Origin of the sequence: Couchioplanes caeruleus (assembly GCF_023499255.1) — a bacterium.
Lineage (GTDB): Bacteria > Actinomycetota > Actinomycetes > Mycobacteriales > Micromonosporaceae > Actinoplanes > Actinoplanes caeruleus_A.
In genome coordinates this window covers 1850376-1861391 of the sequence record NZ_CP092183.1, presented here as the reverse complement: position 1 = coordinate 1861391, position 11016 = coordinate 1850376, and the positions used below count along the sequence as shown (strand labels likewise).

Genomic DNA, 11016 nt, shown 5'->3' with positions numbered 1-11016 from the left:
GCGCTCCATCATCGCGCAGCCGCCGAACAGGCCGCCAACGCGTCCTCCACACACGTGGGCGAGGCACCGTCGAGCCAGGTGACACGCGGGTCGCGACGGAACCAGGAGCGTTGCCGGCGGACGAAGCGGCGGGTCGCCCGTACGGTCTCGTCCCGTGCCTGCGCCTCGGTGAGCCTCCCGTCGAGCTGGGCGAGGGCCTGCTGGTAGCCGAGCGCGCGGCTCGCCGTACGCCCCTCGCGCAGGCCGGCGCGGTCGAGGGCGCGTACCTCCTCGACCAGCCCGGCCGCCCACATGAGGTCGACCCGGTCGGCGATGCGCCGGTCCAGCTCGCCGGTCTCCCGGTCCACACCGACCTGGACGGCGTCGTAGTACGGCCGGGGCTCGGGCAGCGCCGCGGTGAACGGCGCGCCGGTCATCTCGATGACCTCCAGCGCCCGGACGATCCGCCGCCCGTTGGACGGAAGGATCTTGGCGGCGGCCTCCGGGTCGGCCTCCCGCAGCCGTTCGTGCAGCCGCGCCGGGCCCGCCTCGGCGAGCTCCGCCTCCCAGCGTTCCCGAATGGCGGGATCCGTGCCGGGAAATTCGAAGTCCTCCAGCACGGCCCGGACGTACAACCCCGAACCCCCGACCAAGAGGGGTACGCGGCCCCGCGCGGCGATGTCCTCCACGGCCGACCGGGCCGCCTCCTGGTATTCCGCGACGCTCGCCGGGAACGTGACGTCCCAGAGGTCCAGGACGTGGTGCGGGACGCCTTCCCGCTCGTCGGGGGGCAGTTTCGCGGTCCCGATGTCCATCCCGCGGTAGAGCTGCATGGAGTCCGCGTTCACCACCTCGCCGCCGAGGGCGTGGGCGAGGGCCAGGCTGAGCGCGGTCTTGCCGGCGGCGGTGGGCCCGACGACGGCGACCACTCCGGGGGGTGGGAGCAACGGCACGCAGTCACCGTAACGGGCTGGTCACGGTCATCCTCGGGCGCTTCCCCGGAACCGGGTTGGACCTGTGACAATGCGCGAGAAAGAATGCCGATGGAATGATGGCATTCGACTGCGCCATGGCGGCCGTCGAGGGCAGCGAGGCCCGCGACGCCGGGAAGACTGAGGATGGGCTCATGAACGACTGGACGACCTTCGGGCGCGTGGATGCCGACGGCACCGTGTACGTGAAGACGGCCGAGGGCGACCGGGTGGTCGGCTCATGGCAGGCGGGCACGCCCGAGGAGGGCCTGGCCCACTTCGCCCGGCGCTTCGCCGACCTGGTCACCGAGGTCGACCTCGTGGAGGCCCGGCTCAAGTCCGGCGCGGCGGACGCATCGCACTCGCTGAGCAGCATCAAGCGGCTGCGCGCGACGCTCGACGAGGCGCACGTCGTCGGCGACATCGACGGGCTGGCGGCGCGCCTGGACCGGCTCACCGCGATCGCGGACGAGAAGGCCGGCGAGGCCAAGGCCGCCCGCGAGGTGGCCCGCACGGAGGCGCTCGCCCGCAAGACCGCGCTGGTCGAGGAGGCGGAGCAGATCGCCGCCGAGGCGACCGGCTGGAAGAGCGCGGGCGACCGGCTCAAGGAGATCCTCGACGAGTGGAAGACGATCCGCGGCGTCGACAAGAAGACCGACGGTGAGCTCTGGAAGCGCTTCGCGGCCGCCCGCGACGGCTTCACCCGCCGCCGCGGCGCCCACTTCGCCACCCTCGACGGCCAGCGCAAGCAGGCGCAGACCGCCAAGGAGGAGCTGGTCAAGGAGGCGGAGACCCTCGCCGGCTCCTCGGAGTGGGGCCCGACCGCGTCCCGGCTCAAGGAGCTGATGAACGAGTGGAAGGCCGCGCCGCGCGCGGCCAAGGAGGCCGAGCAGCGGCTCTGGGAACGTTTCCGGGGTGCGCAGGACGCCTTCTTCACCCGCCGCAGCGAGGTCTTCTCCGCCCGCGACGCCGAGTACAAGGGCAACCTGGAGAAGAAGCAGGCGGTGCTGGCCGAGCTCGAGGCCGTGGACGTCGACGCGGACCCGCGCGGCGCCCAGAACAGGCTGCGCGACCTGCAGGCGGCCTGGCACGACGCCGGCCGGGTGCCCCGCGAGTCGGCCGCCTCACTGGAGCGCCGCTGGCGCGCCGCCGAGGAGCGCATCCGGGTCGCCATGGACTCGGCGTGGCGCAAGACCACCCCGCAGGACAACCCGCTGCTGCAGCAGATGCGGGAGCAGGTGGCCGAGGCCGAGCAGCGCCTCGCCCGGGCGCAGGCCGCCGGCGACAGCCGCCGCATCAAGGAGGCCGAGCAGGCGCTCGCCTCCAAGAGGCAGTTCCTGGCTCTGGCCGAACAGGCCGGCTGACCGGGCTACCCGAGGTAGGGCGGAGCGACACCCCAGCCCCAGCGCGGCACCGGCGCGTCCCGGACGACGTCGGCGCCGGGCTGGGAGTTCTGGCGGGCCAGGCGCGTACCCCACTCGATGTAGCCGAGGAACGCGGCGCGGAACTCGGGGTCCCCGGGCAGCCCGACGTCGTCCGCGGCGTCCTGGATGAGGTTCACCCAGCGGCGGCGCTGCGGCTCGGTGATCGCCATGCCCAGGTGCATCGACAGCATGCGCGGATAGCCGCCGTGCTCCCGCGTGTACGCGGGCGGCCCGCCGAACACCTCCGCGAGCCACACGGCCACGTGGTGCGCGTGCTCCGGCGGCATCCGGGTGAACAGCGGCCCGAGCAGGTCGTCCTCGACCACCCGGGCGTAGAAGGCGTCGGTCAGCCGGTCCATCGCGGCCATGCCGCCGGCCCACTCGTACAGCGTCGGTGTCTCCCCCATGCGCCCACCCCAGCATCGGATCACCGCGGCCACAAGTACGCACATAATGGTGCGTGCCCAAGCGATACAGCTGTCCGGTGGAGCTGACGACCGACGTGATCGGCGGCCGCTGGCGCACGGTGATCCTGTCCCGGCTCAAGGAGGGCGTGCACCGCTACGGCGAGCTGCGCCGGCTGGTACCGGGCATCAGCGAGAAGATGCTCAGCCAGCGCCTGCGCGAGCTGGAGGCGGACGGGCTGATCACGCGGCGCGACCGGGGCACCGTCCCGCCGCACGTCGAGTACGACCTCACGGAGGAGGGCCGCAGCCTCGCCCCCGTCCTGCAGGCGCTCTACGACTGGGGAGTCGCCCGGGCGGCCCGGACCGGGGTCGAGGTGGGCTCCTAGAGGGCGCAGCCGCCGGTGGTGGTGGGCAGCGGGGCGGGGACCCCGATGGTGGGCAGGCCCAGGGAGACACCCGGGAGCTTGGGCGTACGCCCGGCCTCGAACGCGTCGCCCGCCCGCGTGCGGCGGTGGCTCAGCGGCTCACCGTCGGCGTTGAGGTGGTGCGGGGCCGCGTACGTGACCACGGTCTCGACGATGTCCCCGGGGCGCGGGGCGGTCGCGCCGGTGGCGAAGTGCACCAGGCGGCCGTCGCGGGCCCGGCCGCTCATCCGGCCCGTACGCTCGTCCTTGCGTCCCTCCCCCACCGCGACCAGGACCTCGACCTTCTCGCCCACCAGCCGCTTGTTCTCGGCCCAGGTGATGTCCTCGAGGGTGGCGATCAGCCGTTCGTAGCGCTCCTGCACGACCTGCTTCGGCAGCTGCTCGTCCATCGTGGCGGCGGGCGTGCCGGGCCGCTTCGAGTACTGGAACGTGAAGGCGCTGGAGAAGCGGGCCTCGCGGACCACGTCGAGGGTGCGCGCGAAGTCGTCCTCGGTCTCGCCGGGGAAGCCCACGATGATGTCCGTGGTGATCGCGGCGTCCGGCATCGCGGCCCGGACCTTGCCGATGATGCCCAGGTACTTCTCCGAGCGGTAACTGCGGCGCATCGCCTTGAGCACACGGTCGGAGCCGGACTGCAGCGGCATGTGCAGCGAGTGGCAGACGTTGGGCGTCTCGGCCATCGCGGCGATCACGTCGTCGGTGAAGTCCTTCGGGTGCGGGCTGGTGAAGCGGACCCGCTCCAGCCCGTCGATCTCGCCGCAGGCGCGCAGCAGCTTGCCGAACGCCAGCCGGTCGCCGGACTCCACGCCGTACGAGTTGACGTTCTGGCCGAGCAGCGTCACCTCGAGCACGCCCTCACGGGCCAGCGCCTCGACCTCCGCGAGGATCTCGCCGGGCCGGCGATCCTTCTCCTTGCCGCGCAGCGACGGCACGATGCAGAACGTGCACGTGTTGTTGCAGCCGACCGAGATCGACACCCAGCCCGCGTACGTCGACTCGCGCTTGGTGGGCAGCGTCGACGGGAACACCTCGAGCGACTCGAGGATCTCGACCTCGGCCTCGCGGTTGTGCCGGGCGCGCTCGAGCAGCGCCGGCAGCGAGCCGATGTTGTGCGTGCCGAAGACCACGTCGACCCAGGGCGCCCGCTTGACGATGTCGCCGCGGTCCTTCTGGGCCAGGCAGCCGCCGACCGCGATCTGCATCCCGGGGTTCTTGAGCTTGGTGGGGCGCAGGTGGCCGAGGTTGCCGTAGAGGCGGTTGTCGGCGTTCTCCCGCACCGCACAGGTGTTGAAGACCACGACGTCGGCCGCGTCCGCCTCCGCGGCGCGGACATAGCCGGCGTCCTCCATCAACCCGGAGATGCGCTCGCTGTCGTGCACGTTCATCTGGCAGCCGTACGTGCGCACGTCATAGGTGCGGGGCGCGGCGCTCTGCAGGGTCTCAGTCATGGCAATCAACCAGGGTAGTCCCTGTGCCGCGGAGCGCCGATCCCGGCGGAGCGCTCAGGCCGCGGCCGGGCGTCCCGGGGTCGGTGCGGGCCGCCACCGCGAGCGCGAACAGCCGGGGCCGGCCGCGCACTCCGGGTCGGAACCCGTGCACGGGCGTACGTGACGGCACTCCGTACCGTCGTCGGTCTCGGCCACGTCGACGTGCACGGCCCGCAGCGTGCCGTCGGGCTCGGCCAGGACGTACCTGGTGGGGTTGAGGGTGTCGTCGGGGAGCAGGACGTCGATGCCCAGCCGGACCGAGACGGCGCTGGCGATCGTCGCCTCGTCGATCTCGCCGGGGGTGAGATAGCAGTCGATCTGGGTCGGGAAGTCACCGCCGATGTGCCAGACGTCGCAGAGCACCGCGCCGGCGGAGGCCGCCTCCAGGGTCGTCACCGGACGCTGGAGCGCACCCGACACCGCCGCGCGGGCGGTGGCCGGGTCCACGGTCCCCGCGGCGCACCAGCTCCAGAGTCCGTCCGCCGGTTCGGCGTCTGCCATACCGCTCATCGTGGACATCCCTTTCCCCGCAGACCTGCGGTGTTACTGCTCCGTGACCATTCTCGGCGTGAACCGATACAAGCGCGCCCATAGAGTGACCCCATCCGAGTGAACCCAACGACGGGACGGTGGTCAGACGGTGACGACGAGCGAGCCTCTCATCGTCCTCGAGGGCGTCAACAAGTACTTCGGCCCGCTGCACGTCCTGCAGGATGTCAACCTCTCCGTCGACCGCGGCGAGGTGGTCGTCGTGATCGGACCGTCCGGCTCCGGCAAGTCGACGCTGTGCCGGGCGATCAACCGGCTCGAGCCCATCGACGCCGGCACGATCACCTTCGACGGCCGGCCGCTGCCCGCCGAGGGCAAGCCCCTCGCCCGGCTGCGCAGCGAGGTCGGGATGGTGTTCCAGTCGTTCAACCTCTTCGCGCACAAGACCATCCTGCAGAACGTCATGCTGGGTCCGGTCAAGGTGCGCGGCGAGAAGCCCGACGCGGTACGGGAACGTGCGATGAAGCTGCTCGAGCGGGTCGGCATCGCCAATCAGGCGGACAAGTACCCGGCCCAGCTCTCCGGCGGCCAGCAGCAGCGGGTCGCCATCGCCCGGGCCCTGGCCATGCAGCCCAAGGCCCTGCTCTTCGACGAGCCGACCAGCGCGCTCGACCCGGAGATGGTGGGCGAGGTGCTCGACGTCATGACGTCGCTCGCCAAGGAGGGCATGACCATGGTCGTGGTCACCCACGAGATGGGCTTCGCGCGGCACGCCGCGGACCGGGTCGTGTTCATGGCCGACGGGCAGCTCGTGGAGCAGGCGGCCCCCGCGGAGTTCTTCGACAACCCGAAGAGCGAGCGCGCCCGGGACTTCCTCTCCAAGATTCTGACGCACTGATCCCGTCCATTGCGGACACTTTGTACACATTCACCAGGAGGAGTGCGACGATGCGCATCACCCGAATGACGGCAGTGGCCGGGGCGTTCGCCCTGGCGATGGCCGCCGCAGCGTGCGGCGGGGACGACAGCGGCTCGGGGGCGGGCAGCGGCATCGTCGGCAAGGCGAGCAGCCAGAAGAAGCTCGTCGTCGGCGTCAAGGCCGACCAGCCGGGCCTCGGCCTGCAGACCGGTGGCACCTACACCGGCTTCGACATCGAGATCGCGAAGATCATCGCGAAGGGTCTCGGCGTGCCGGAGTCCGGCATCGAGTACAAGACCACGGTGTCGTCCAACCGCGAGCCGTTCATCCAGCAGGGCCAGGTCGACATGGTCGTGGCGACGTACACGATCAACGACGAGCGCAAGAAGGTCGTCAACTTCGCCGGCCCGTACTACGTGGCCGGGCAGGACCTGCTGGTCGCGACGGACTCCACGATCACCGGGCCGGAGGCGCTGGTCGGCAAGAAGGTCTGCTCGGTGTCCGGCTCCACGCCGGCCAAGCGGATCCAGACCGACTACAAGGGCGTCAACCTGCAGCAGTTCGACTCGTACTCCAAGTGCGTGCAGGCGCTGTCGAACAAGACCGTCGACGCGGTGACCACCGACGACATCATCCTCGCGGGCTACGCGGCCCAGGAGCAGTACGCCGGCAAGTTCAAGGTCGTCGGCAAGAAGTTCAGCGAGGAGCCGTACGGCATCGGCGTCAAGAAGACCGACACCGAGGGCTGCAAAAAGATCAACGAGATCCTCAAGACGTCGGCGACCGACGGCTCGTACAAGGCCGCGTGGGACAGCACGCTCGGCAAGAGCGGCACCCCGGCGCCCGAGCTCGACGTCACCAAGCTGACCAACTGCAGCTGAGCTACGGCGGTACGGGCGGGGCCGGTCCTCTACCGGCCCCGCCCGGCTGTTGATCGTTTTTCCGGCGTCGCGAGGAAGCGAGGGCGATGGACGTCTTCTCCGATTCAGCCAACATCGACACGTACGTCACCGGGTTCCTCTGGATCCTGAAACTCACCGCGGCCGCCACCGTCGGCGCGCTGGTGCTCGGCGTCGTGCTGGCCGCCTTCCGGGTCTCGCCGATCCCCGTGCTGCGCGGTGTCGGGACGGCCTGGGTCAACATCTTCCGGAACACGCCGCTGACGCTGATCGTCTTCTTCTGCTACTTCGGCCTGTACTCGGCGCTGGGCCTGACGCTCTCCGACGACATCGACCGCAACAACTACTGGCTCGGCGTCGTCGGCCTCTCCGTCTACACCGCCGCGTTCGTGTGCGAGGCCATCCGGTCCGGCATCAACACCGTGCCCGCCGGGCAGGCCGAAGCGGCCCGGGCCATCGGCATGTCGTTCCTGCAGACCCTGCGGATCGTCATCCTGCCGCAGGCCGGCCGGGCCGTCGTCGCCCCGCTGGGCAGCATCTTCATCGCGCTGGCGAAGAACGCCACGATCGTCGGCACGATCGGCCTCATGGAGTCCTCCTCCGCCATGAAAGACCTGATCAACGCCAACGGCAATGCGGTCATACCCATCTTCCTGGTCTTCGCCGGCACCTTCGCCGTCGTCCTCATCCCCACCGGCTACCTCTTCGGCTGGCTGGCCAACCGCCTGGCGGTGAAGCGGTGAGCAGCAACCCCGACGCCGTCCTCTACGACCACCCGGGCCCTCGGGCGAAGACCCGCAACCTGATCCTGACGATCGTCTTCGGCATCGTCCTGGTCGCGCTGCTGTGGTGGGTCTACGACAAGTTCGACGAGAAGGGCCAGTGGGCCGGACCGCTGTGGCGTCCGTTCCTCGACGGCTCCACGTGGACGGACTACATCCTGCCGGGCCTCTGGTCGACCGTGAAGGCCGCCGCGATCGCCATGCTGCTGTCGCTGGTGTTCGGCATCATCTTCGCCGTGGGCCGGCTCTCCGACCACTGGTGGGTGCGCATCCCCTCCGGCGTGGTGGTCGAGTTCTTCCGGGCCGTACCGCTGCTGCTGATGATGTTCTTCATCTTCTTCGGCGTCCCGTTCCTCACCGAAGAACCCATGCCACCGTTCTGGGCGGTCGTCATCGGCCTCACCCTCTACAACGGCTCGGTGCTCGCCGAAGCCTTCCGCGCCGGCATCCGCGCGGTGCCACGCGGGCAGAGCGAGGCGGCGTACGCGATCGGCATGCGCAAGAACCAGGTCATGCGCGAGATCCTCATCCCCCAGGCGGCCCGGGCCATGCTGCCGGTGATCGTCAGCCAGCTCGTGGTCCTGGTCAAGGACACGGCGCTCGGGTACATCATCGGGTACACGGAGCTGCTGCAGAACGGCGTCAACACGCTCGGCGCCAACTACGGCAACACGGTGGCCGCGGCGATCGTGGCGGCGATCATCTATGTGGTTCTGAACGCTTCGCTGACGTTCTTCGCGGGGGTGCTGGAGCGGCGCACCCGGCGGAGCGGGCGGGCTCCCCGGGCCGGGCGCGGGGCTCCGGCCGACACCGGGATCGTGGCCGTGGGGCCGGTGGGAGCCGGTGGGGCCGTGGAACCGCAGGGCTGAGAGTGGCAAGCCGTCGCACCGGGTGATCGTCCGTCAACGCTGCGACGGCGTTCCACCTGCACCCAAGCCCCGGCGACAGGCCGGCTGCCCAACGCCCGTCTGTGCCGCGCTTCAGTTCGACGGATTCCAACCGACGATGGACGTGAACGGTGTGGGTGCGGGGCTTCGAGCGGAGCGCGGTGGGGTGCCCGCGGAGCGGGCGAGCTCAGCCACTCACGCAGGTTGCAGGGCACGGCGGTCCGTGAGCCGTCAGGCGAGCGGGGCGCCGGGACCGACCTCGGCGGGAGCGACGGTCCGCACCACCCACGAAGCTACGACATCCCGCTCTTGATGTTGCCTTCTAGCGCGCCAGCTCCGTCACCCGGGATTCGCGGACGACCGTGACGCGGATCTGGCCGGGGTAGGTGAGCTCTTCCTCGATCTGCTTGGCGACGTCGCGGGCGAGCACGGCCGCGGCGATGTCGTCGACGTCCTCCGGGCGGACCATGACGCGGATCTCGCGGCCCGCCTGCATGGCGAAGACCTTGTCGACGCCCGGCTTGCCGCCGGCGATCTCCTCGATGCGTTCCAGGCGCTTCACGTACGCCTCCAGGCTTTCGCGGCGCGCGCCCGGGCGGCCGCCGGAGCAGGCGTCCGCCGCCTGGGTGAGGACGGCCTCGACGGTCTGGGGCTGGACCTCGTTGTGGTGCGCTTCGATCGCGTGGACGACGTCGTCGGATTCGCCGTACTTGCGGGCCAGGTCGGCGCCGATGAGGGCGTGGCTGCCCTCGACCTCGTGGGTGAGGGCCTTGCCGATGTCGTGCAGGAAGGCGCCGCGCTTGATCGTCGGTACGTCGAGGCCCAGCTCGGCGGCCATGACGCCGGCGATGTGCGCGGTCTCGACCAGGTGCTTGAGCACGTTCTGGCCATAGCTGGTGCGGTAGCGCAGGCGGCCCAGCAGCGTCGCCAGTTCGGGGTGGATGTCGGTGATGCCGACGTCGACCAGCGCTTCCTCGGCGGCACGCTCGCAGAGGCGGTCCACCTCGTTCTTGGCGCTCTCGAAGACTTCCTCGATGCGGTGCGGGTGGATGCGGCCGTCGAGGACCAGCTTCTCCAGGGTCAGCCGGCCCACCTCGCGGCGTACCGGGTCGAAGCAGGAGAGCAGGACCGCCTCGGGGGTGTCGTCAATGATCAGGTTGACGCCGGTGGTCGACTCGAACGCCCGGATGTTGCGGCCCTCGCGGCCGATGATGCGGCCTTTCATCTCATCGCTGGGCAGGTGCAGGACGCTGACCACGCTCTCCGCGGTCTGCTCGCTGGCGATCCGCTGGATCGCGTCGACCACGATGTGCCGGGCCCGGGTGTCGGCGGTGTGCTTGGCGTCGGCCTCGATGTCGCGGATGAGGATCGCGGCCTCGCGCTTCGCCTGGCCTTCCAGCCCCTCGATGAGCTCGGCGCGGGCCTGGTCGGCGGTGAGGCCGGCGATCCGTTCCAGCTCGCGCCGGCGCTGCTCCTCCGCCTCGGCGAGCTCCGCCTCGCGGGTGCCGAGCGCGGTCTCCCGGGCGGTCAGGTCGGCGTCCATGGCGGCCAGCCGGCGTTCGCGTTCCACCAGGCGCTCGACCTCGTCGGCGTGCAGGCGTTCCCGCTCGTCGATCCGCGCAGCGCGCCGTTCGACCTCGGCGGCCTGCTCCTTGACGGTGGTGTTGAGCAGCGCCACCTCGCGTTCGCCGCTGCGGCGGGCGGCGGCACGGACCTGCTCGGCGTCCGACTCGGCCTGGCGGTGGGCGTGCTCGAGGATCGTGTCGGCTTCCTCGTGCGCGGACTCCAGAACCCGCCGGGCCTCGGCCCTGGCGGCGGTGGCCTCGGCCTTGGCGGCGGCAACTTCCGCGCGTACGGACGCAGCCTTCGCGTTCGCGTCGTCGACCTTGGCCTTCGCGGCGTGCAACGTCTGCTCGCGGGTCTCCTGATCGGCCACCCTGCTCTCCTGGAGGCGGCGCAGGGCACGCGCACCGAGGACCAGACCGGCCACCACGAAGGCGGCGAGAACGACGATCGCCACTACGAGCACCCACACCAGGGCCGTCATCTCGCCGTTTCTCCCTTCGCCGCGCGCCGCTGGGATAGCGGGCCGGTCTGTGTCCTGCGCGAAGCACGGGTAAGGGATGCCCGACCAAAGGCTGTCTCGCGGTCCCGCGCCGGAGCGCGGAACCGACCGCAGGTGCCATCGTCCGTCGGCCGGACCCCCGCACGCGGCCGAAGCCCGAGTGGGTCGCCGCCGACGACCGACCGCTGCTATTCGTTCCACCCGCGCGGTCAGCGGGTGGTTCGTCCAACTTCGTCCTACTCTTCGTCGGCCTGGCGCTCGTGCCGCGCCTGGCCGTTCCCG

General features: G+C 70.8%; 11 protein-coding genes. 6 read left to right on the top strand and 5 right to left on the bottom strand.

Translation table 11 applies throughout. The features are described from left to right. Positions 1 to 8 precede the first annotated feature (8 nt). Positions 9 to 932: a tRNA (adenosine(37)-N6)-dimethylallyltransferase MiaA gene (gene miaA / locus COUCH_RS08790; RefSeq protein ID WP_249611571.1), complete on the bottom strand. Its 924-nt coding sequence runs from the start codon at positions 930 to 932 to the stop codon at positions 9 to 11. 173 nt (positions 933 to 1105) lie between these two features. Between miaA and COUCH_RS08785 the strand changes: the two genes are divergently transcribed. Next, complete coding sequence (locus tag COUCH_RS08785; protein WP_249613635.1) at positions 1106 to 2314, top strand: DUF349 domain-containing protein; 1209 nt, start codon at positions 1106 to 1108, stop codon at positions 2312 to 2314. A 5-nt stretch (positions 2315 to 2319) separates the two neighbouring features. On the opposite strand, the gene COUCH_RS08780 is transcribed toward COUCH_RS08785, so the two are convergent. Then, positions 2320 to 2781 (bottom strand): group II truncated hemoglobin, encoded by a 462-nt coding sequence (locus COUCH_RS08780; protein WP_249611570.1) that lies wholly within the window; start codon positions 2779 to 2781, stop codon positions 2320 to 2322. 77 nt (positions 2782 to 2858) lie between these two features. Between COUCH_RS08780 and COUCH_RS08775 the strand changes: the two genes are divergently transcribed. Continuing rightward, positions 2859 to 3167: a winged helix-turn-helix transcriptional regulator gene (locus COUCH_RS08775; protein WP_249611569.1), complete on the top strand. Its 309-nt coding sequence runs from the start codon at positions 2859 to 2861 to the stop codon at positions 3165 to 3167. Here COUCH_RS08775 and miaB read toward each other — a convergent pair. Beyond that, positions 3164 to 4654, bottom strand: a complete 1491-nt coding sequence (gene miaB, locus COUCH_RS08770; protein ID WP_430640905.1) for a tRNA (N6-isopentenyl adenosine(37)-C2)-methylthiotransferase MiaB — start codon at positions 4652 to 4654, stop codon at positions 3164 to 3166. The genes COUCH_RS08775 and miaB overlap by 4 nt on opposite strands. 54 nt (positions 4655 to 4708) lie before the next feature. Beyond that, on the bottom strand, positions 4709 to 5194 hold the full coding sequence (locus tag COUCH_RS08765; RefSeq protein ID WP_249611568.1) for a hypothetical protein: 486 nt from the start codon (positions 5192 to 5194) through the stop codon (positions 4709 to 4711). A 139-nt stretch (positions 5195 to 5333) separates the two neighbouring features. Here COUCH_RS08765 and COUCH_RS08760 point away from each other — a divergent pair, with 139 nt between their 5' ends. The 4 genes from COUCH_RS08760 (at position 5334) to COUCH_RS08745 (ending at position 8651) form a co-directional block, all read left to right on the top strand. Next, the gene (locus tag COUCH_RS08760; RefSeq protein ID WP_249611567.1) at positions 5334 to 6080 is read left to right on the top strand and encodes an amino acid ABC transporter ATP-binding protein; all 747 of its coding nucleotides are present in this window, start codon (positions 5334 to 5336) and stop codon (positions 6078 to 6080) included. Between the two features lie 50 nt (positions 6081 to 6130). Then, complete coding sequence (locus COUCH_RS08755; protein ID WP_249611566.1) at positions 6131 to 6982, top strand: glutamate ABC transporter substrate-binding protein; 852 nt, start codon at positions 6131 to 6133, stop codon at positions 6980 to 6982. Between the two features lie 86 nt (positions 6983 to 7068). Further along, entirely contained in the window at positions 7069 to 7743 is a 675-nt protein-coding gene (locus COUCH_RS08750) for an amino acid ABC transporter permease (protein WP_249611565.1), read from the top strand. Further along, positions 7740 to 8651: an amino acid ABC transporter permease gene (locus COUCH_RS08745; RefSeq protein WP_249611564.1), complete on the top strand. Its 912-nt coding sequence runs from the start codon at positions 7740 to 7742 to the stop codon at positions 8649 to 8651. Before COUCH_RS08750 ends, COUCH_RS08745 begins: the two co-directional genes overlap by 4 nt. A 340-nt stretch (positions 8652 to 8991) precedes the next feature. Here the strand turns inward: COUCH_RS08745 and rny are convergent, their stop codons facing one another. Beyond that, positions 8992 to 10716, bottom strand: a complete 1725-nt coding sequence (gene rny / locus COUCH_RS08740) for a ribonuclease Y (RefSeq protein WP_249611563.1) — start codon at positions 10714 to 10716, stop codon at positions 8992 to 8994. Between the last annotated feature and the right edge of the window lie 300 nt (positions 10717 to 11016).